20 protein-coding genes and 1 pseudogene are annotated in these 20,568 nt (G+C 40.0%); 8 read left to right on the forward strand and 13 right to left on the reverse strand.

The genetic code is table 11. The features are described from left to right. Positions 1-5: 5 nt before the first annotated feature. Positions 6-245, reverse strand: a complete 240-nt coding sequence (locus tag TOL9009_RS0111645) for a hypothetical protein (RefSeq protein WP_029632962.1) — start codon at positions 243-245, stop codon at positions 6-8. A 266-nt stretch (positions 246-511) separates the two neighbouring features. Here TOL9009_RS0111645 and ppsA point away from each other — a divergent pair, with 266 nt between their 5' ends. Continuing rightward, a complete protein-coding gene (gene ppsA / locus TOL9009_RS0111650; RefSeq protein ID WP_029632963.1) occupies positions 512-3,130 on the forward strand; it encodes a phosphoenolpyruvate synthase in 2,619 nt (872 codons plus the stop codon). Between the two features lie 12 nt (positions 3,131-3,142). Here the strand turns inward: ppsA and TOL9009_RS0111655 are convergent, their stop codons facing one another. From TOL9009_RS0111655 to TOL9009_RS0111660, 3 genes are all read right to left on the reverse strand, one after another. Beyond that, positions 3,143-4,642 (reverse strand): SulP family inorganic anion transporter, encoded by a 1,500-nt coding sequence (locus tag TOL9009_RS0111655; protein ID WP_084763358.1) that lies wholly within the window; start codon positions 4,640-4,642, stop codon positions 3,143-3,145. Between the two features lie 280 nt (positions 4,643-4,922). After that, positions 4,923-5,054 carry a hypothetical protein gene (locus TOL9009_RS49255; protein ID WP_260675882.1) on the reverse strand — a complete coding sequence of 44 codons (132 nt, stop codon included), beginning with the start codon at positions 5,052-5,054 and terminating at the stop codon, positions 4,923-4,925. Then, complete coding sequence (locus TOL9009_RS0111660) at positions 5,032-6,015, reverse strand: Rieske 2Fe-2S domain-containing protein (RefSeq protein WP_199341507.1); 984 nt, start codon at positions 6,013-6,015, stop codon at positions 5,032-5,034. Before TOL9009_RS0111660 ends, TOL9009_RS49255 begins: the two co-directional genes overlap by 23 nt. 694 nt (positions 6,016-6,709) lie before the next feature. On the opposite strand from TOL9009_RS0111660, the gene TOL9009_RS0111665 reads away from it, so the two are divergent. After that, entirely contained in the window at positions 6,710-7,495 is a 786-nt protein-coding gene (locus tag TOL9009_RS0111665; RefSeq protein ID WP_029632966.1) for a PIG-L deacetylase family protein, read from the forward strand. 107 nt (positions 7,496-7,602) lie between these two features. Beyond that, positions 7,603-8,694, forward strand: a complete 1,092-nt coding sequence (locus tag TOL9009_RS0111670) for a glycosyltransferase family 4 protein (protein ID WP_029632967.1) — start codon at positions 7,603-7,605, stop codon at positions 8,692-8,694. 243 nt (positions 8,695-8,937) lie between these two features. On the opposite strand, the gene TOL9009_RS0111675 is transcribed toward TOL9009_RS0111670, so the two are convergent. From TOL9009_RS0111675 to sufB, 6 genes are all read right to left on the reverse strand, one after another. Continuing rightward, positions 8,938-9,570, reverse strand: a complete 633-nt coding sequence (locus tag TOL9009_RS0111675) for a Uma2 family endonuclease (protein ID WP_029632968.1) — start codon at positions 9,568-9,570, stop codon at positions 8,938-8,940. 10 nt (positions 9,571-9,580) lie between these two features. After that, a complete protein-coding gene (locus tag TOL9009_RS47190) occupies positions 9,581-9,748 on the reverse strand; it encodes a hypothetical protein (protein WP_186227537.1) in 168 nt (55 codons plus the stop codon). Positions 9,749-9,893: 145 nt separating this feature from the next. Further along, the gene (locus tag TOL9009_RS0111685) at positions 9,894-11,156 is read right to left on the reverse strand and encodes a cysteine desulfurase (RefSeq protein WP_029632969.1); all 1,263 of its coding nucleotides are present in this window, start codon (positions 11,154-11,156) and stop codon (positions 9,894-9,896) included. A gap of 78 nt (positions 11,157-11,234) precedes the next feature. Then, positions 11,235-12,626: a Fe-S cluster assembly protein SufD gene (sufD, locus tag TOL9009_RS0111690; RefSeq protein WP_029632970.1), complete on the reverse strand. Its 1,392-nt coding sequence runs from the start codon at positions 12,624-12,626 to the stop codon at positions 11,235-11,237. Continuing rightward, positions 12,626-13,408 carry a Fe-S cluster assembly ATPase SufC gene (gene sufC, locus TOL9009_RS0111695; protein WP_029632971.1) on the reverse strand — a complete coding sequence of 261 codons (783 nt, stop codon included), beginning with the start codon at positions 13,406-13,408 and terminating at the stop codon, positions 12,626-12,628. The genes sufD and sufC overlap by 1 nt, the downstream gene beginning before the upstream one ends. A 70-nt stretch (positions 13,409-13,478) precedes the next feature. Continuing rightward, positions 13,479-14,918, reverse strand: a complete 1,440-nt coding sequence (gene sufB / locus TOL9009_RS0111700) for a Fe-S cluster assembly protein SufB (protein WP_029632972.1) — start codon at positions 14,916-14,918, stop codon at positions 13,479-13,481. Between the two features lie 625 nt (positions 14,919-15,543). Between sufB and sufR the strand changes: the two genes are divergently transcribed. Together sufR and TOL9009_RS0111710 are read left to right on the forward strand one after the other, a co-directional pair. Further along, positions 15,544-16,224, forward strand: a complete 681-nt coding sequence (gene sufR / locus TOL9009_RS0111705; RefSeq protein ID WP_029632973.1) for an iron-sulfur cluster biosynthesis transcriptional regulator SufR — start codon at positions 15,544-15,546, stop codon at positions 16,222-16,224. Between the two features lie 102 nt (positions 16,225-16,326). Then, positions 16,327-16,590, forward strand: a complete 264-nt coding sequence (locus tag TOL9009_RS0111710; RefSeq protein ID WP_029632974.1) for a hypothetical protein — start codon at positions 16,327-16,329, stop codon at positions 16,588-16,590. 233 nt (positions 16,591-16,823) lie between these two features. Here the strand turns inward: TOL9009_RS0111710 and TOL9009_RS0111715 are convergent, their stop codons facing one another. Continuing rightward, positions 16,824-17,450: a hypothetical protein gene (locus TOL9009_RS0111715; RefSeq protein WP_029632975.1), complete on the reverse strand. Its 627-nt coding sequence runs from the start codon at positions 17,448-17,450 to the stop codon at positions 16,824-16,826. A gap of 365 nt (positions 17,451-17,815) precedes the next feature. On the opposite strand from TOL9009_RS0111715, the pseudogene TOL9009_RS50170 reads away from it, so the two are divergent. Next, positions 17,816-17,875 (forward strand): annotated as a pseudogene (locus TOL9009_RS50170) (RNA-guided endonuclease InsQ/TnpB family protein); the annotation flags it as partial. Positions 17,876-17,908: 33 nt separating this feature from the next. After that, positions 17,909-18,100 (forward strand): hypothetical protein, encoded by a 192-nt coding sequence (locus TOL9009_RS50175; protein ID WP_072022126.1) that lies wholly within the window; start codon positions 17,909-17,911, stop codon positions 18,098-18,100. Here the strand turns inward: TOL9009_RS50175 and TOL9009_RS0111720 are convergent. Further along, positions 18,097-18,426 (reverse strand): YbjQ family protein, encoded by a 330-nt coding sequence (locus tag TOL9009_RS0111720; RefSeq protein ID WP_029632976.1) that lies wholly within the window; start codon positions 18,424-18,426, stop codon positions 18,097-18,099. The two genes, TOL9009_RS50175 and TOL9009_RS0111720, sit on opposite strands and share 4 nt — an antisense overlap. A gap of 301 nt (positions 18,427-18,727) precedes the next feature. Here TOL9009_RS0111720 and TOL9009_RS0111725 point away from each other — a divergent pair, with 301 nt between their 5' ends. Beyond that, positions 18,728-19,408: a tetratricopeptide repeat protein gene (locus TOL9009_RS0111725; protein ID WP_029632977.1), complete on the forward strand. Its 681-nt coding sequence runs from the start codon at positions 18,728-18,730 to the stop codon at positions 19,406-19,408. 171 nt (positions 19,409-19,579) lie between these two features. Here the strand turns inward: TOL9009_RS0111725 and TOL9009_RS0111730 are convergent, their stop codons facing one another. Then, positions 19,580-20,416 carry an SWIM zinc finger family protein gene (locus tag TOL9009_RS0111730; RefSeq protein ID WP_029632978.1) on the reverse strand — a complete coding sequence of 279 codons (837 nt, stop codon included), beginning with the start codon at positions 20,414-20,416 and terminating at the stop codon, positions 19,580-19,582. Between the last annotated feature and the right edge of the window lie 152 nt (positions 20,417-20,568).

Raw genomic sequence — 20,568 nt, forward strand, 5'->3', positions numbered from 1 at the left:
AGTGATTAGATAAAAGCCTCATTAATGGAGATAAAAGCCTGATTAATCCATTTCAAAGCCTGATTAATCCATTTCAAAGCCTGATTAATCCAGTTCAAAGCCTGATTAATCCAGTTCAAAGACTCATTAATCCAGATAAAAGCCTCATTAATCCAGATAAAAAACTCATTAATCCAGTTCAAAGCCTGATTAATCCAGTTCAAAGACTCATTAATCCAGTTCAAAGACTCATTAATCCAGTTCAAAGACTCATTAATCCAGTTTAAAGACTCATTAATCCAGTTTAAAGACTCATTAATCCAGTTTAAAGACTCATTAATATCATGTCCGGTAGCTTACCCATAATTCATGAAGAACCCTACCCGCCTGTGGCACCTTCCCCGCAAGCTCTTAGGGTTGGAGAGGGTTCTTTTATTATGGCTGTTTGACCGGACATCATATAAGTCCTGATTATTATGGATAGGATGTCATCAAAATTACCAAAGTATGAATTGCCAAAGGAGGTAAACTGATGAGTTCATTTGTCCTTTGTTTTCAAGATATTGATAAAACAAAACTCACGGTTGTTGGGGGTAAAGGCGCAAACTTAGGGGAACTTTCCAAGATTGAAGGAATCCGCGTACCGGATGGCTTTTGTATTTCTACTGAAGCCTTTAAAAGAATCATTGGGGAAACGTCGTCAATTAACGAATTACTTGATCGGTTATCGGTTCTCAAGGTGGAAGATCGGCATAAAATCGGGGAACTTTGCGGTGAGATTCGCTCTTTCATCGAAGGAATAGCCATCCCTGAAGACATTAATAAAGAGATCACCCGCGTCCTCTCCAGGATTGGTGAGAAAAATGCCTATGCAGTGCGATCGAGCGCAACGGCAGAGGATTTACCTATGGCTTCCTTTGCAGGACAGCAGGATACGTATTTGAACATTATCGGAAGGGAGGCAATCTATCAGCATATCAGCAAGTGCTGGGCATCACTATTTACCGACCGGGCTGTAACATACCGCCTTCAAAACGGCTTTGACCACCGTAAAGTTTATATGTCCGTGGTTGTTCAGAAAATGGTCTTCCCGCAGGCATCAGGAATTTTGTTTACAGCCGATCCTGTCACTTTCAATAGAAAATTGCTGTCTATTGATGCCAGTTTTGGACTTGGTGAGGCTTTAGTTTCCGGTTTGGTATCTCCCGATTGTTATAAAGTTCAGGAAGAGAAAATCGTCGATAAAATGATAGCCACCAAAAAATTGGCTATCTATCCACTAAAAGAAGGCGGAACAGAGACACAGCAAATTGATCCTGATCAGCAAAAGACTCAAACACTTAGTGAACAACAAATTTTACAACTAGCACACATAGGAAGACAGATCGAAGCTTTTTTTGGTTGCCCCCAAGATATCGAATGGTGTTTGGTTGATGATACATTTTATATTGTCCAGAGTCGCCCAATCACTACTTTATACCCGATCCCTGAAGCAAGCGATCGCGAAAATCACGTCTATGTATCTGTGGGTCATCAACAAATGATGACTGACCCCATCAAACCATTGGGATTGTCTTTATTTCAGTTAACAGCTGCTCGACCCATGTATAAAGCTGGTGGAAGGTTGTTTGTTGATATCACACCTGATCTAGCTTCACCTGTTAGAAGAGAATTTATAGTAGATGTCTTGGGAAAATCCGATCCGCTTATAAAAGACGCACTTCTAAACATCATAGAGCGAGGAGATTTTATAAAAACGTTACCAGATGATGAGAAAGAACAAAGTCCCGGTAAAAGTAATAAAGGTATATCGCCTGCGGATTTTCAAACACAAATCGAATACGATCCAACAATCGTTCCCGATCTGATTAAGAGTAGTCAAACATCGATAGACGAGTTAAAACATAACATCCAAACGAAATCAGGAGCGGATCTAATTGATTTTATTCTGGAAGACACCCAGAAATTAAAGAAGAGTTTATCTAATCCACAAAGTTTTGCTGTGATTATGACTGCTATGAATGCTTCATCATGGATCAATGAAAAAATGAAGGAGTGGTTAGGTGAAAAAAACGTAGCAGACACGCTTTCTCAATCTGTACCCAACAATATTACTTCGTCTATGGGTCTGGAACTATTGGATGTTGCAGATGTGATTCGTCCTTATCCGGAAGTAATTGATTATTTACAACATGTAAAAGATGATAACTTTTTGGATGAACTGGTTAAGTTTAATGGTGGAAAGGAAACCCAAAATGCTATCTGTGCTTATCTCAACAAATACGGAATGCGATGTGCCGGAGAAATCGATATTACTAAAACTCGTTGGAGTGAAAAACCAATTACACTTGTCCCGATGATTCTCAGTAACATCAAAAACCTTGAGCCTAATGCCAGCAATCGGAAATTTGAGCAAGGGCAACAGTCAGCTTTGAAAAAAGAACAAGAGTTATTAGATCGATTGAAGCAATTACCGGATGGTGAACAAAAAGCCAATGAGACAAAACGAACGATCAGCCTGATCCGGAATTTCATCGGTTATCGTGAATATCCAAAATACGGCATAGTTAATCGCTACTTTGTTTATAAGAAAGCTTTACTGAAAGAAGCCGCACAACTCGTACAAGCCAACGTTATTCATGAAAAAGAAGATATATACTATCTCACTTTTGAAGAACTTCGCGAAGTCATACGCACAAATAAACTTGATTACCAGATTATCAGCAAACGAAAAGATGAGTACAAATTATATGAAAAACTAACTCCCCCACGTATTATCACGTCTGATGGTGAAATCATTGCAGGTAAGTACAAACGAGAAAATCTTCCAGCCGAAGTTATTGTAGGTCTACCTGTTTCTTCCGGAGTTATAGAGGGAAAAGCACGTATCATCTTAAACATAGAAGATGCCGACCTAGAAGATGGAGATATATTAGTCACCTCCTTTACTGACCCTAGCTGGACACCATTGTTTGTATCCATAAAAGGTCTAGTCACCGAAGTTGGTGGACTGATGACCCACGGAGCAGTTATCGCACGGGAATATGGCTTACCAGCAGTTGTCGGAGTAGAAAATGCTACCAAAATTATAAAAGATGGGCAACGAATTCGCGTGCATGGAACAGAAGGGTATGTAGAAATCCTATGTTAAATCACGCTCAGTTCACAAATTTTCCGATTCTAACTGACTCATAGATGACTGACTTTCTTGGTTCATACCAACAATCACCACATGCTTATCTAATTTTTTATATCGAGCAACGACTTGAGAAATTGCTGTTTCAGCGGCATGATCCCACACATGAGCATGATGAAGGTCAATAATAACTTTTTCTGGGTCTTCAGCATAGTTAAAAAACTCAAGAAAGCTGGTAATTGAACCAAAGAAAAGTTGTCCCGATATTGTATATATTTTCGCCCCATATTCATCCAATGATTTGACTACTTTGATTTGGGCTGCTTTCCAAGCGAAAATAAAAGTGCTAATAATTACACCAACCAAAACGCCTTTAGCAAGGTCATTAGTCAAGAGAGCGATCGCCACCGTTACAGGCATGACAATTGCATCACTCAGGGGCATTTTTCTTAACTCTTGTAATGATTTCCAACTAAAGGTTTCAAAAGCCACCATAATCATGATACCAATCAATACTGCCATCGGTATCTGCTTGACTATATCTCGAAAAACAAAGATTAAAGTTAATAAAAAAGCCCCAGATACAAAAGTTGATAAACGCCCTTTACCTCCAGACCTAATATTAATAATTGATTGCCCAACCATTCCACAACCAGCCATTCCACCAAAAAATCCTGTGACGATGTTGGCAATACCTTGACCTTTCACTTCTCGATTTTTAGAACTCTTAGTCTGTGTTAACTCATTGAGTAAGTCTGCGGTTAATAACGATTCTAAAAGACCGACAATCGAAAGGGTTAATGAGTAAGGCAGAATAATCCAAAAGCTTTCTAGAGAAAAGTCAATACGCGGCAAATGAAACGATGGCAGTGTACCTGTAATATTGCCAATATCTCCGACTTTTATAAGATTGACTTTTGTCGTCATTGCCACGATTGTCATAATTACAATGGCAACTAACGGTGATGGTACAATTTTGCTAATCCGAGGGAAAAGATAGACGATCGCTAATGTAGCTGCTACCATCAAATACATTTGCCAAGGTTGTCCAGCAAATTGTTTAACTTGAGCTACGAAAATTAACACCCCTAAAGCATTCACAAAACCTGCCACAACCGATTGAGGAATAAAGCTAAAAAATCTGCTTAATTTCCCAACTCCCATCAGAAATTGCACTATCCCAGTTAGAATGGTGGCTGCAAATAAATACTCAACTCCATATTTTTCTACTAATGATGTCATTAGTAATGCCATCGAACCAGTTGCAGCGGAAATCATTGCCGGTCTTCCACCAAACAGGGAAATAACGATGGCTATACAAAAGGAAGTATATAAAGCTACCATTGGCTCAACTTTAGCTATAGCAGCAAAAGCCAGAGATTCTGGAATCAATGCTAATGATACAGTCATCCCTGCTAAAACATCACCTCTAACGTCAGAAAAATCTATACTTTTTACTCTAAAAAAATTAAATTTTTCCTTTAGTGTAGTACTCTTGTTTTTGTATTTATTTTTAATAAAATGCACTCCTACCTCCAAAACTAAGCTAACGATTTCTCCAAATCGAAAAAAAAGCACTAAGCGAAATAATGCTAAGTAATACTAGCATTACAAAAATTTTATTTTTGATAAATATATATACTTGATCAGCAAGTTTTACAATTACTTCATAATTGCGATGAAAAATATAATTTTTAAATAAAGTTGTATTTTATGACTTTTGACAGCAGATTTCAAGTAAATGATGTAAATGGGTAAAACCTAAAACCCGCTCTGAGACGTTCCGGCGGAACGTCTCTACGTATATTTAATAATACGTAATTTTCCGGATGAAATAAAGGCGATCGCCTTTTTCGTTTGCTTGAGTACAACTGCCATGCGATCGCCTATTAACCTCAATGCGAATACTGCGATAATTACTTAGAAAGATTTGGCTCAACAGTTTCGGGAAAACTTGCGAAATTACGTCTTACCCAATCCATCCCCACTTCGTTATTCAGCTTAATTTTTTGTGGAGTATTTGGATAAATCTTCCCTAAAATATCTGCATCTTGTTCGACAACAACTTTGGCAAAGTTGAGAAACTTGCTACCCAATACTTTAAATGCCGGGTGTTTTACTTGCCCAAACATCAATACATAAGTGCGTGTCCGCATCTGCGATTCTGGTACAAAAAAATGACATTGAGCAACTTTCCCGAATGCAGTTTCACCATGAAAAATTACTAAAGATGGAAAGTGATTTTCCAAGTGCGCTTTCAAGATTTTTGGTAATAACATTAAATCAGGATTGCTGATTTTTTCTCTGAGACTTGTAGGTGCTGTGGGCATATTGTAAAAAGCGTGCGATTGATGCCCATTGTCGATAAACTTCTCAAATTGCACTTCTTCAATTTTAAATAAAGGGCGATGAGTGCCGTTTTGATGATTATAATCGTGCATATTTAGCAGCATGGTGAGCAAGTCTGTCTTCACGCTTGTGTCTGCTGTATGTCCAATAAAGTCATACTTAGCAGCTATTTCATTCAAAATTGTTGGCATTGGTACTTTCGGTTCATAACCGCCATAAGACCAAATAAAATCATCTTGAATAATCAGTTCTAAAGGTTGCAATTGTGGTAAAGTTTTCTTATTTGATCCAGGCAAAATAGTACAACCTTCACTGTCAAATTCTAATGCATGAAATGGGCAAACTACAACACTAGTTTGATCTTCATGTTGCTGACACCAACCTTCAGATAACATTGCTCCCATATGTGGGCAACCATTAGGTAAAGCGTTTATTTTACCTGCTGCATCTTTCCACAACACGTAATCTGAACCGTAGAGGGAAACTTTTCTCGGTTTGTTGACCTCTAACATCGATTTGTGTGCTAACAACCAAGGAGCGCCAAAAAGCATAGACATTGTTATTTTCTTCCTTTTATGACTAGGGTAAAATCTTGTAGATGAAAATTTAAAATAATTATTGTAAAAAGTTTAAAAATCAAATTGATACACTTATATCGATTCAATAAAGATTGTGTAAAGACAACCGAAAAAATGTAACAATATGATTATATTATGTAAATATACGGATAGAATAAACTTTGTGGCTGATTGAAATATCCATTTTTCTAATTGAATTTATCTACTGTTGAGTATTAATTAAATCTTAACCTAGGTAAAAATTGAGTCGTGAGAAAAGGAAATCAGAGTGAACACTTAAATGATTATGTAAGGAATGTGTCCGGACTAAGTATTAATATGCAGTCATAAAAAAATGGCTTTTAAGTACCTCTTCTGCTTATACCACAATAGATTGCCGATGTGGTTAAGCTTCATGCGATCGCCATTGTGTTTTTGAGCGCCGAGAAGAGAGAAAATTTTCAGCCCTATTACTTATTGACAAATTGTTTATGACCTAACATTCAAAGGATGATCGTAGGTAAGGTGATTGTTCAACTTAAATTTTTTTGAACAAAAATAAAAATATGAAAATTTTATTAAGAAAACTGGTATTATGTAAAACAAATAAAAATCAGACAAATATGCATTAAAGAAAGAAAAACCTCCCAGAAGTTTTTCTACGATTATATTGAGTAAAAAAGTCACTATGAATTATAAAAAAATTCTCCAACGGGTAGAAAAATTACTTCCAAATACCTGGCTTTATCAAGTGCAATACATGCACTCTAGCTTACTAGAGGAGTGGATTTTGCGTCGTGGAAGTATGCCGCTAACATTTAGCAAAAAATCAGCGATGGTCTTTTCTCCACATCAAGATGATGAAACTTTTGGTTGTGGTGGGATGATTGCCTTAAAAAGGGAACAGGGAATACCAGTAGTAGTAGCTTTTCTGACGGATGGACAGGGTTCAGTTGGGGAAGATTCGGAAATTAAAGATAAAATCATCCCAATTCGGAAACAAGAAGCAGTAACCGCATTAAGTATTTTAGGAGTTGAATCATCAGAAATTTACTTTTTGGATAAAGTAGATGGAACATTGCGAGATTTAGAAGCATTGCAACGACAACAGACGATTGAGGAGATAGTTGAACTGCTTCAGAAGTATAAACCAGGGGAGGTCTACGTTCCACATCAAAAAGATTGTCATCAGGATCATGAAGCTGCATATGCCTTAGTCAAAGAAGCGATCGCGATAGCCCAAATTGAAGTTGAACTACTAGAGTATGCCATCTGGTTATTTTGGAGAGCACCGCTATTTATTATGCTGAAGTTGCAGGATATAGCAGATGCTTATCGACTTTCAATTTCAGCAGTTCAAGACAAAAAAAAGAGAGCGATCGCCTCATATTCTTCCCAAGTAGAAAGTCTACCCCCTGGCTTTATCAAGCGATTTTTAGGGACTTATGAAATATTCTTCAAAGTAGAATTCTAGTAGCTGAAACTTGGAATAATATTTATTTTTAAGAGTTATGCAGAGGTTGCCTTTAAAGTCGTCAAGTTAATCAATTCAATATCAGCGACCACTGTGGAGTAATTTAAATGCGTATATTACATCTGACGAATCATGTACAAAAAATCGGTAACGGCATTGTGAATGTAGCAGTAGATTTAGCTTGTTTACAAGCAAAAGATGGTCACGAAGTTGCAATGGCATCTGCTGGCGGACAATATGAGATATTATTAGAAAGTTATGGTGGTCAACACTTTCAATTAAATCAGTCTAGAACACCGCTGAATTTAATCAAAACACCTGGACATTATCGCGAAATCATACAAGAGTTTCAGCCAGATATCGTCCATGCACATATGATGACAGGATCTGTGTTAGCAGCACTGTTTAAAAAGAACTTTGAATATAATTTAGTTACTACCGTACACAATGAATTTCAGCGTAGTGCAGTACTGATGGGGTTAGCCGATCGCGTAATTGCAGTTAGTAATGCAGTCGCAGATTCGATGGTACGTCGGGGTATACCGAGGAGAAAATTGCGAGTAGTGCCTAATGGTACATTGGGTAGTCCACGCCATCGAAGTATTCTAGACTACCAACCGCTACCGCTACACCGTCCGGCGATCGCCACCGTAGCAGGAATGTATCAACGTAAAGGAGTTGGTGAGTTAATCGATGGCTTCATAATAATAGCTGCCGACTTTCCCGATGCTCATCTATATTTGGTGGGGGATGGTCCGGATCGCGCAATGTTTGAAGCAAAAGTGCAAAATACACCTTTTGCCTCGCGCATTCATTTTGAAGGCTTCCAGAGCGAACCGCAACGTTATATGCTAGCAACTGATATCTTCGTCCTCGCTTCATACCACGAATCCTTTGGTTTGGTTCTCACAGAAGCGCGGGAAGCTGGTTGCGCTATTATTGCCAGCGATGTAGACGGCATTCCTGAGACTTTAGATAATGGACAAGCTGGTGTTTTGGTGCCACCTAAAGATAGCCGTGCTGTCGCAACTGCTATGAAGAAATTACTTAGTAACCCTTGGGAAATGGAAAAATGGAAACACCAAGGGAAACAAAATATAGAGCGGTTTAGTGCTGCACGGGTAAATAAAGAAACACTCAATGTTTACCGTGAATTAGTACCAAACTACAATCTATGTCAAAGTAGTATGAGCGTTTAATATTTATGTGAAATTATAGGCGATCGCATTTCTTTTAGTATATGTAAAGGGGAATGCGATCGCTTTTCTCATGCCATTACTAAAAACTTATCTTCTTCCCAAGAAAGTTTATTACTTACAATGTAAAGACGTTCCGGCGGAACGTCTCTACGACGGTAGGTAGGTTTTTATTACTGTCAATTAAAGGGACATGATATTACTATAGTTGACACATTATTGATTTTTTCAAAATTACCATTCAAACTATCCTAACTTTTGCCTTACCCAAGCGCGAAACGATTTCAGCAAAGCAATTTCCCCCATAGTTTTACTTTGCTGAATAAACCTGCTTATATCACTCACCGATACTATAGGAAAAGCAATACTAAATTCACACTCAACATATTGCCCTTCTCTTAACTGATAAAATTTTAAATCTCGTCCGTTATATCTCCACAGTTCAGCGATACCAAGTGCGGAATAAATTCCTAATTTGTTAACTGAACTGCTAGTTATATCAATTTCAATTGCTAAATCAGGTGCGGGATCTGTTTCTAAATTTAGAGTTTCTTTACCTCTAATAGCTAATTCATTCTGGATAAAATAACAATTATCTGGTTCTATACCTCGTTTTGCGATTCTTCGCTTCAATGTTGTCGAACCAGCGCTTTTAATTTCAATTTCTAGTTCTTCAGCTAAAGCAACAATAAAATTGCCAAAATTACTTTTAGGATTTTCGTGTTCAAAAAGTGGAGTCATAATTTCTAAAGTGCCATCTTCATAAGCAAATCGGGAACCTCTATGCTCACCTGTTTCTGCTAGCAAGGTTTCAAAGGTTTCCCAGCTAATGTTGTGTAACACTGTTCTTTGTTCGGCAATGCTTGAAGTAGTAATCATTTTTAAGTACTCATTCAGTCAGAATGCTAGATAAAATTCCCAAAATTTTACCTATATTATTAATATAGTATTCGCTTAAGTCAATCTCAACGTTCATATCCCCCACTTCTTGAAGAAGTCGGGGATATTGTTTTTCAATTACCCCATATACAGCAGATTTTAGGTTTAGGAGGTACATACAATCCAAAACCCTGTAAAGACGTTCCGTCGGAACGTCTCTACGTGTATTTAATAACAACGCAATCTGTTATATTAAAATTGTGCCAATTACAAGCATGATTTGTTGCTAATAATTGACACAAACAGTATTCAAATATTTTCTATTAACCAAACAAACCACCGAAAAACTCCAGGGTATCTTTCAACGCTTTGATAAAAACATCAATTTCCTCGCGGGTATTGTAGAAAGATAAACTTGCTCTTGCGGTTGCGGCAAGACCTAAATAACGGTGTAATGGTTGAGTGCAGTGGTGTCCAGAACGGATAGCTACGCCTTCTTGATCTAATAATGTAGATAAGTCGTTAGCGTGAACTTCTCCAACTGTGAATGCAGCCAAAGCAGCTCTACCTTCTCCTTTAGCATCGGGTTTGGGACCATAAATTCTAATTTCGGGAATTTGCTGCAATTGCTCGAATAAATAAGCAGTTAATTCCGCTTCATAAGCGTGGATTTTATCCATGCCAATATTACTAAGATAATCTATCGCCGCACCAAGAGCGATCGCTTCCCCAATTGCAGGAGTTCCAGCTTCAAATTTATGCGGTAATTCTGCGTAAGTGGAATGGTCTAAAAATACCTCAGCAATCATCTCACCACCACCAAAAAACGGTGGCATCGATTCCAACACATTCAACTTGCCATACAAAAAGCCTATCCCAGTTGGAGCGCACATTTTGTGACCAGAAGCAACTAACCAATCACAGTCAATTTGCTGCACGTCAACAGGCATATGAGGGACACTTTGGCAAGCATCAATTAATACTTTCGCACCATATTTATGCGCTAAAGCACAAATTTCTTGCACCGGGTTAATGCAACCCAAAGTGTTAGAAACGTGTACCGTTGACACCAATTTAGTTTTATCAGAAAGCAGAGTTTTGAACTGTTCTAAATCAAAAGTTTCTTCAGATGTCAATTCGACAAACTTCAGCACCGCACCCGTCTTTTGCGCCACCAATTGCCAAGGTACAATATTACTGTGGTGTTCCATCACCGACAGAATAATTTCATCTCCCGGTTGCAAATTGTTCATTCCCCAACTGTAGGCTATCAGATTAATCGCCTCAGAAGCGTTGCGGGTGTAGATAATTTCCTGACGAGATGCAGCATTGATAAATTTAGTAACTTTATCTCGCGTTCCTTCATAAGCATCGGTAGCTTTCGCGCTGAGGGTATGCGCTCCGCGATGGACGTTAGCGTTATACTGCTCGTAATAATCTCGCAGCTTATTAATTACCTGCAAAGGTTTTTGTGAGGTAGCAGCATTATCGAGGTAAATCAAAGGTTTGCCGTTGACTTCTTGATTTAATATTGGGAAGTCAGCGCGAACTTGATCGGCAAGGGTTTTTGTTTTGGTGAAAGTCATACTATTTTGGATTTATGATTTTAACCGCACATGTACGCAGATGAACGCGGATATTTTTTTGTTGCATCTGCGGGTAATTTAAAATTTACTCACGGTTTGCGTGAGAGTTTCGCGGAGGGAAGGAATTGGTATTTGGTTGATAATTTCAGCCGCGAAAGCGTTAATTAATAAGTTGCGAGCATCATTAGCATTGATACCCCGGCTTTGTAGATAAAATATTTCATCATCTTCCAATTGACTAACAGTTGCACCGTGAGCGCATTTAACATTATCTGCCGTAATTTCCAACTGCGGCTTAGTATCAACTCTGGCTTTAGATGATAGTAGCAGGTTGCGATTTAATTGCGTGGCATCAGTTAACTGTGCAAGTTTCGGGACAAAAACTTTGCCATTGAATACAGCGTGAGCGCGATCGCCTACAATACACTTATGCAATTGCCGACTAACGCTGTGGGGATGATTAAGAGCGATCGCACTGTGAGTATCACCCAGTTGCTTCCCCTTAATCATCGTCAACCCATTTAAAGTAGTTTCCGTTTGCTCACCAGTTTGGAAAATCTCTAAATTGTGACGCGAAAACCTTCCACCCAAACTTACCGCATTACAACTATATCGACTACAACGAGCTTGCATCACCGCAGTCTTACCGATGTGAAAAGCCTCAGCACCATCAGACTCAATCCGAGTATGACTAACCTGAGCATTCTCCTCAACCCAAACCTCCGTCACCGCATTATTAAAATAAACCCTCTCCTCCTCTGCGTTCTCTGCCTCTCTGTGAGTCCAGCCGCCGTCTTGGCGGTTTCCGTCACGATGGGGGACTGGCGAACCCGAAGGGCGGTTCGTATACTCCTCCACCAAAGTTACCTGCGAACCACTTTCCGCTACCACCAAACAACGCGGTAAAGAAATCCTCCCCTCACCGTCAGCAACAAACACCAAAGAAATCGGTGTTTCCACCACCACATTCTTCCCTACCCACACCACAGCCGCATCAGTCATACCAGCAGTATTCAGAGCCGTAAACACCTCGCGATCGCCTGATGCTTGTGCCAAATATTGCCGCACCCGCTCATCATAACCCCCAGGTAAATTAGCCAAATTGCTAACCACAACCCCATCAGGTAAACCAGAAACAGCTGATAACTCAGGTGCATAAACACCATTCACAAAAACCAAAGAGTTATTATTCCTTTCCGGTAAAAGAAAAGGCGTAATATTTGGTAAAAACGTCTCTACATTGTTATTAAATTGCACCTCGCGCAAAGCCGACAAATCAGCAAAACGCCATTCTTCATCGCGGGTAGTAGGAAGTCTTGATTGACGCACCCAATCAGCAGCACTTGAGCGCACATCTTGCAACCAACCCTCTGACTTTGATGCAACTACTTTATCTAACAACCCACTCAGAAAAGCATCTTTATCCACCAAAGTGTTAGAAATCCGACTTGGAGAAACTTCAATCGACATTACACACCCACCTCAGTTCCTTCCAACACCCAGTCATAACCGCGAGCTTCCAACTCCAGCGCCAAATCCTTACCACCACACATGAGAATCTGCCCCTGAGCCATCACATGCACGTAATCTGGCACAATATAATTAAGTAACCGCTGATAGTGAGTAATCATAATCGTCGCATTTTCCGGATTTGCCAGCTGGTTTACTCCATTCGCGACAATCTTTAGCGCATCAATATCCAAACCAGAATCTGTCTCATCCAAAATCGCCAACTTTGGTTCTAACAGTGCCATTTGCAGAATTTCATTCCGCTTCTTCTCACCACCAGAGAAACCCTCATTCAGACTTCGATTCAGAAAAGCCGGATTCATCTTCACAACATCCAGCTTTTCTTCAATCAAATCATCAAAATCAAACGTATCAATTTCTTCTAAACCCTGCGCTTTCCGGCGAGAATTATAAGCTACCCGCAAGAAATCCAAATTACTCACACCGGGAATTTCCAACGGATATTGAAACGCCAAAAATACACCACTTCTTGCGCGTTCTTCCGGTTCCATTTCCAGCAAATTCTGTCCCTGGAAAATTACCTCACCACCAGTTACCTCATACGCTGGATGTCCAGCCAAAACCTTAGAAAAAGTACTTTTACCAGAACCATTCGGTCCCATAATCGCATGAACTTCGCCCGATTTAACCTCAATATTCACACCCTTGAGAATCGGCGTACCATTAACATTAGCCGTCAAATCCCGTACTGACAGCACAACTTCACTATTTTCAATAATCATCTTCTCTCTCTTATTTCTTTCGTAGTAAGCGCTTCAGCGCTTGAGAAAAGCACTGAAGTGCTTACTACGGTTAACCAACACTACCTTCCAACTTCAGACTCAACAGCTTATCAGCTTCCACCGCAAATTCCATTGGCAACTGATTAAACACATCCTTACAGAAGCCACTAATCATCATCGAAACCGCATCTTCACTAGAAATGCCGCGCTGTGCAAAGTAAAATAATTGGTCTTCCCCAATCTTAGAAGTAGAAGCTTCATGCTCCACCTTCGCTGCCTTATTTTGCACCTGAATATATGGGAAAGTATTTGCGTGAGCATTATCCCCAATTAGCATCGAGTCGCACTGCGAATAATTTCGCGCTCCTTCTGCCTTCGGATTTATTTTCACCAAACCGCGATAGCTATTACTAGAGTTACCAGCAGAAATTCCCTTAGAGATAATCGTGCTGCGAGTGTTCTTACCAACGTGAATCATCTTGCTTCCCGTGTCAGCTTGCTGCATATGATTTGTCAGCGCTACCGAGTAAAATTCACCTACAGAATTATCGCCCACCAACACGCAGCTAGGATACTTCCAAGTAATAGCAGAACCTGTTTCTACCTGCGTCCAGGAAATCTTGGAATTTACACCCTGACACAAACCGCGTTTGGTGACAAAGTTGTAAATACCACCTTTGCCTTTTTCATCGCCGGCGTACCAATTCTGCACGGTGGAGTATTTAATTTCGGCGTTGTCCAGAGCAACAAGTTCCACCACAGCCGCGTGTAACTGATTGGTATCGTACATTGGCGCGGTACAGCCTTCCAAGTAGGAAACATAGCTGCCTTCTTCCGCAACAATCAAGGTACGCTCAAATTGTCCAGTATCGCCGCTGTTTATTCGGAAATAGGTAGACAATTCCATCGGACATTTTACGCCTTTAGGAATATAGACAAATGAACCATCGCTAAATACGGCAGCATTCAGCGCCGCGAAGTAGTTATCTCCTGCGGGAACAACGCTACCCAGGTACTTTTGTATTAGTTCGGGATATTCCTGCAATGCTTCGGAAATTGAGCAGAAAATAACGCCATCTTTGAGCAGCTTTTCTTTAAATGTAGTGGCAACAGAAACGCTATCGAAAATGGCATCTACAGCCACGTTTCCTAGACGCTTTTGTTCTGAGAGGGGAATGCCTAGCTTCTCAAAGGTTTCCAAGAGGGTGGGATCTAGTTCATCCAAGCTGTTAAGCTTTTTCTTCGCTTGTTTCGGCGCAGAATAATAGATGATATCCTGATAATTAATTGGCGGATACTTCACACTGTGCCAAGTTGGTTCGGTCATTTTTAGCCAATGACGGTAGGCTCTGAGGCGAAACTCTAGCATGAATTCTGGCTCGTTCTTCTTGCTGGAGATCAAGCGGACAACATCTTCGCTTAACCCACGGGGAATGGTGTCTGCCTCAATATTGGTGACAAAGCCATACTTGTAAGGCTGATTGACTAAGGTTTTAACAGTGGCACTCATCGAAACTCCTTGGGTCTGAAAACCCGTCCTTGTAGGACGGCTTTATATTTGCACCATTATCGCCTTGGGATTGTTTAATTTGGTGTGCCATTGTATTGCACTTTCAAATGGGACAATTACCATTTCAAATGTCACAATCCTGTACGCATAATGTTTGGACTTGCGTCCCTCCCTTGCGGGGTGATGTTAGCTTAGACCAGTTATAAGAGCTTGTTAGGCTTGCAACACTAAACCAGTGACCTTAGTTTTGTTTAATCACAAGCGACAGAGCGGGGGACTAGCTTCGCATCCCAAGGTGTCGTGACTCAAATAACGGCTACCTATTTCTAGGTGGTCGGGTCAGAATGGCTTGTTAGATTTCTCTTTCAAGCCTCAGCATGACGGCTGAGGTTCCTGACCAGTTCTTTTCTCTCTCTCGTGTTCTCTTTTCGGTGTCTCTTTCAGGATGGGAGACGGGCAGTGAGCCGATTTCCCTTCATCGTTAACCCAGAGTGGTTACGGGCTGTTACAATAAGGATGGAGAGTAAAACAACAAGTTAGTTGTTTAAGTTATCTTCATTTTACGCTAGATTAACAACAAGAATGTTGTCAAAGTGAAATTTCCTAATTATTTTTCAGGACTAAGATGGTGACTACCCAGCAGTCCTCAACCAAGCAAGAGATCCTAGAATATCTCCTGAAACACTCACAGGCAACAGCTTTTGAGCTAGCCGAGACTTTAAATATTAGCCCGCAAGCGATTCGTCGTCATCTCAAAGATTTGGAGGTGGAAAAGCTAATTTTGTATTCGTCGGTGCAGGAAGGGATGGGGCGTCCTTCTCACGTTTATCATTTAAGTCGTGAAGGGCGCGATCGCACACAACGAGGTGATAATAACTATGGTGAATTTGCTGTTTCTCTGCTGGATACATTAGCAGAAACGGTGGGACGCGACCAAGTAAGCTCGATTTTAAGAAAACAGTGGGAACGTAAAGCACTCTTGTATCGCGATCGCTTGGGTAAAGGTTCACTATATGAACGTGTGGCAAACTTAGTGGAGTTAAGAAAAGCTGAAGGCTTCATGGCAGAGTGTCATCCGGTAGAATCGAGTGAATCAGTTGATAGCGATCGCTTCATCTTAATGGAGCATAACTGCGCCATTTCCAACGTTGCCGAGTCTTTCCCCAGCATTTGCGGTCATGAATTAGAAATGTTTGCGTCCGTTCTTCCAGATTGTACAGTAGAACGGACTCATTGGATTATCAACGGTGAACACCGTTGTGGCTATTTGGTACAAGAAAAGAAAACCAAAACTGAATTAGATTAATAAATTTATATTTACATTAAGTTTAAGTTACAAATAATAGCTACGTCGTAATCTGTTTTACAAATTACAAATTAGCAATTGTCCGTTTTTTAGTTAGAGGTTATGAATTTACCCCCACAACAGCAGCCATCAACACAATTCTTAACTTTTGAAGAGTCAGCCAAAGTTGACGCTTCCTTGCTTTCTTCCCCAGAAAAGTTTTTAACCAGATTAACAATTTCATCTCTCAAACTTTTGAAGCACATCGCCCAAGAGTATGATGTGAGAATTGAAGATTTAACAACACAGCAAGTGATTGCTTGGTTTGAGAAAGATAGCAAGATTCGCCGAGAGCAAGGAACAGAATCTGCATACCTGAATTGGTAGATAAATACGTAGAGACGTTCCGATGGAACGTCTCTCAATACAGTTCGGTTAAATTTTTTTATTAGGCATTTGGGTATGTAGAGACGCGATATATCGCGTCTCTACAATGATTTTGGGTTCACTAATTTCCTTATCCAAGCCGTATCGGAACGTCTCTGTGAACAAATAGCAAAAAGCACCTTTTTCGAGGTGCTGTTTCAAGGTATGTAAATGAATTTTACAGACCACTTTTTTTAAGTGTAAGTATTAGTACGTGGACTGCGAGCACCAGTCACTGCTCCAATCATTGATGCAACTAAACCTAGCAAAGAACCGAATACAAACCACCACAAACCTCTAGATGTTGCACCAGCAATATTGCGAGCTTCTTGAGCACTTACATTACTTCGGGGTACATTCACACCACCTTGTTGTTGCACTTGGTTAATCACTTCACCAGCATTAGAAGCAGCAACACCAAAAGCACCTGATACACCACTAGCCAAGAGCCAAGAGCTAACTGCTAAAGTGGTAGCCCAGAGAATTGCCCCATTGAGAAGAGCGGTGCTGCGGTTCATCGGACCACAAGCGCGAGCAGTTACCCAACCACCAGTAAATAGGGAAATTAACAAACCAATAGTTGACCAAATTCCCACATTTCCAGCAACATCAGAAGCATTTGATCTAGGGGCACCCGAAGTTGCAATACTACCTGCACCGATCGCTGCGAATAAAGCGCTTAAAATTAATTGCGTAGCTAGGGAAACTAACAAACCAGAAATAATCGGACCCCAACGAACGCGATCGTGATATTCAGCAACTCTACCAACCGCCACAGGCTCATTAATTACATCATCACCAACTCTATTTACGTATGACATACCTTTTCTTCTCCTGAAGTAACTTTAGCTATATTCTTGCTGATGTATAAAATTAAATTGCTATTAGTTATTTTTTATATCTATCAATAGAAATATTTGTTAACTCTATCTTTAGTCTTAAATTAACATCTGGTTTTAATACTATTTAATATAACTCTTTAAAGAAGTTGAAGTTATAAATTAATAATTAATTTCTCTTATCAGCAATTAGTAGCTTTGAATCCAGTTATTAAGCTGTAAAAATTAATTAAAATTATGTTTTCGTATAATTTTATCAACAAATATAACTTGCTAATTTAAGTAAAATGAGTATCTACAAGTAAAAATAAAATATTTATTTCAAGCACAGCAAAAAAACAAGCCAGATTTGCCCCAATTGCCAAACAGAAACGGGCAAAAAGACGCTTTCTGAACGTGTTCATGTTTGTTCAAATTGCGGCTACACCACCCATAGAGATGTGGCAGCCGCACTTATAGTCTGTCAAAGAGGACTTGCAGCCGTGGGATACACGGTCAAGATGCAAGGCGTGTGGGTAAATTCATCGGAATTCCCGCGACCCAAGAATCCTCAACCTGACGGTCGAGGAGTATCAATTGAACAGGGAACAAAAATAGAAAGCTGCACATCAGTTAGTCAAAGCATTCCTTAAGATCGCAGCTTGATAGCGGTGCCTGTCGCGGTAATTAACAACAAAACACCTGACTGGTCAACATTAATCGTGCCAGTGTCAAATTCAATGCCCACAACAGCATCTGCCCCTAAACGCAATGCCCGCTGTTCTAACTCTTGTAGTGCCTTACGTTGACCTTGCTCAAATAAGCGCTCATAGCTGCCGGTGCGTCCACCAACAATATCCCGAATGCTAGCGAAAAAATCCCGGAGGAAATTGCTGCCGTAGACGACTTCTGCCGTGACAATACCTAAATATGACTGAACGACAGAACCCTGAATTACATCGGTTGTGGTTAAAATCATAAATTAGCCTCTTGAGGGTTACATTTGTTGGGTGCTTCTAACCGGATTCTAGATTTGGAATAGAGTATTTAGATATAGTCATGACAATATTGTTGTTCGCTACCATATGTAACTTTCAAATCAAAATGGTATCAGCCAAGACAGCGCAACGGCGCTAACGTGATTCGGATGAGTGTAATGCATCAATAATAAGCATGAAAACAGAATAAATACAGTTTTCAAAACTCCAGATTTTTGTTTTAATGTACATGCAATTACACCTCGTGTGAAAAAAATTGCCAACTACTTCAGGATAATTACGGTGTACAAGCAGACATCATTGTTATTAAGTGTTCTTCTATTAGGTAGTTTTACAGCTACAATCCCCTCGGTGGCTCAGGCTCAGGTCATAGTAGCGCAAGCTAGAAGCGCAGAATTAAAGCAATTGCTAGAAGATGGGCGGCGGTTAGTGAAGGCTGGAGACTATAATGGCGCGATTTCTGTTTATCAACAAGCAGTAGCGATCGAGCCAAAAAATGCCAAAATTCATTCTGGTATGGGCTATTTATACGCTATACAAGGAAATTTCCAAGCAGCGTTAGCAGCTTACCGTCGCGCTCTTGGAATTGACCCCAACAATGGCGATTTTTTCTATGCTGTAGGTTATATCAAAGCAAATTTGGGAGATACTGCTGGAGCGAAGGAAGCTTACCGTAAGGCAATACAGCTTAATCGCAACAACATTAATGCCTATTTGGGATTGGGTGTGACACAATCTCGTCTGGGAGACTATCAAGCAGCTATGTGGGCTTACGATCAAGCGATCAACATTGATAAGAATTATGCCCAAACTTATGAGTTTATGGGTTCAATGTTCAAGCAACGGCGAAAAGCCAAAGAAGCGAGTAATGTGCTCAATAAAGCGCGTGACTTGTATCAACGGCGCAATGATTCAGATGGCGTAGCAAGGGTAGAAGCTTTATTGCGAGATTTGGGAGGCTGATTATACTTGGCGATACAGCCACGATCAACAGTGCGATCGCTCCATCTACTGCTAAGATAACCTCACTAGCACGCCTTTTAGATATCTAATCCACATTGGCTTGAATCTGGTAAAATCTGGTAGGGTGTGTTATGGACTTTAGTCCTAACGCACCGAATAACAAACTTAATATCAAATCAAATTCTGATTTTTGGTTTTCACACGCTGATAAAACTCTTCCATCGTTTCAATAAAGGAACTATCTTTATCCCAAAAAGCTGGATAATCTCCCTGTTTTTTAATCAAAATTGCTGGTACACTACTGGTTGCAACCTCAATTGTTTGAGGTAGTCGCTTCATTCCTAACCAGAATTCTCTCGTACTACCAATAAATGCAACTTCTTGCTTTTGTGGTTGGGTGTAGAATGAAGTCGAAACTTCGTTAATGATTTCTTTAGCGTCTAATTCTTGAGAAAGTGCTTTACCTAAAGGTGTTTGAGCAAGTTTTGCTTGAAGTTCTGCTTTCGATAATCCCCTTAGTTCAAATAGCAAAAATGGATTACTATCGAGTTGGGAAGCAACTAAATAATAAACTCCCGCTATGTGTTTACAAGGATTAGATGAATCTGGACAAGAACATTGAGTTTTAAAGTCTTTGCGACTGTGAGGTAAGAGGTGTAATCCCAGTTGTGAAAATGTATCTTCAATATTTTCCGGAACCTCATTAAGTATAAGTCGAGAAACAATACTTGCTTTTGATGAAAGTTTCTCGATCGCAAGATTCCAGCTTGTTTTTGGGATGGGTGTAATTTGAATGGATATATCGTAAGTTGGTTCTTTGTAAACTCCAAAATATGGATTTACCGAACCTCTAACTTTGGCAGTAATATAGTTCCCATTTATTTCAAAACTCTTAACTTTACCACCACTTGCATAAGAACGACCTCGTTGTAGTCTACCAGAATCGGTAAATGATTCCAACGCTTTAATGAAAATTTCTCCCCACCAAGTCCGAGAAAATTTAGCCATAAATAAAAAGTTAGGGGTTAGGGGTTATAGCGGTTCTCGGTTGAGTGAGGTACAAGAACCCCACCCCCAACCCCCTCCCCGCAAGCGAGGAGGGGGCTATGATGTACCTTATTTAGGAAACGCTATAGGAGTTAGGAGTTACGGGTTGGAAG

The organism is [Scytonema hofmanni] UTEX 2349, assembly GCF_000582685.1.
Lineage (GTDB): Bacteria > Cyanobacteriota > Cyanobacteriia > Cyanobacteriales > Nostocaceae > Hassallia > Hassallia hofmanni.

What these genes read in the sequence shown, in the direction of transcription:
- TOL9009_RS0111715 (WP_029632975.1), bottom strand. Translation starts at nt 17,450, where the DNA reads ATGTCATACGTAAATAGAGTTGGTGATGATGTAATTAATGAGCCTGTG.
- TOL9009_RS0111665 (WP_029632966.1), top strand. Translation starts at nt 6,710, where the DNA reads ATGAATTATAAAAAAATTCTCCAACGGGTAGAAAAATTACTTCCAAAT.
- TOL9009_RS0111710 (WP_029632974.1), top strand. Translation starts at nt 16,327, where the DNA reads ATGAATTTACCCCCACAACAGCAGCCATCAACACAATTCTTAACTTTT.
- TOL9009_RS0111720 (WP_029632976.1), bottom strand. Translation starts at nt 18,426, where the DNA reads ATGATTTTAACCACAACCGATGTAATTCAGGGTTCTGTCGTTCAGTCA.
- TOL9009_RS0111730 (WP_029632978.1), bottom strand. Translation starts at nt 20,416, where the DNA reads ATGGCTAAATTTTCTCGGACTTGGTGGGGAGAAATTTTCATTAAAGCG.
- TOL9009_RS0111685 (WP_029632969.1), bottom strand. Translation starts at nt 11,156, where the DNA reads ATGACTTTCACCAAAACAAAAACCCTTGCCGATCAAGTTCGCGCTGAC.
- sufB (WP_029632972.1), bottom strand. Translation starts at nt 14,918, where the DNA reads ATGAGTGCCACTGTTAAAACCTTAGTCAATCAGCCTTACAAGTATGGC.
- TOL9009_RS47190 (WP_186227537.1), bottom strand. Translation starts at nt 9,748, where the DNA reads ATGTACCTCCTAAACCTAAAATCTGCTGTATATGGGGTAATTGAAAAA.
- TOL9009_RS0111670 (WP_029632967.1), top strand. Translation starts at nt 7,603, where the DNA reads ATGCGTATATTACATCTGACGAATCATGTACAAAAAATCGGTAACGGC.
- ppsA (WP_029632963.1), top strand. Translation starts at nt 512, where the DNA reads ATGAGTTCATTTGTCCTTTGTTTTCAAGATATTGATAAAACAAAACTC.
- sufR (WP_029632973.1), top strand. Translation starts at nt 15,544, where the DNA reads ATGGTGACTACCCAGCAGTCCTCAACCAAGCAAGAGATCCTAGAATAT.
- sufC (WP_029632971.1), bottom strand. Translation starts at nt 13,408, where the DNA reads ATGATTATTGAAAATAGTGAAGTTGTGCTGTCAGTACGGGATTTGACG.
- TOL9009_RS0111660 (WP_199341507.1), bottom strand. Translation starts at nt 6,015, where the DNA reads ATGCTTTTTGGCGCTCCTTGGTTGTTAGCACACAAATCGATGTTAGAG.
- sufD (WP_029632970.1), bottom strand. Translation starts at nt 12,626, where the DNA reads ATGTCGATTGAAGTTTCTCCAAGTCGGATTTCTAACACTTTGGTGGAT.
- TOL9009_RS0111675 (WP_029632968.1), bottom strand. Translation starts at nt 9,570, where the DNA reads ATGATTACTACTTCAAGCATTGCCGAACAAAGAACAGTGTTACACAAC.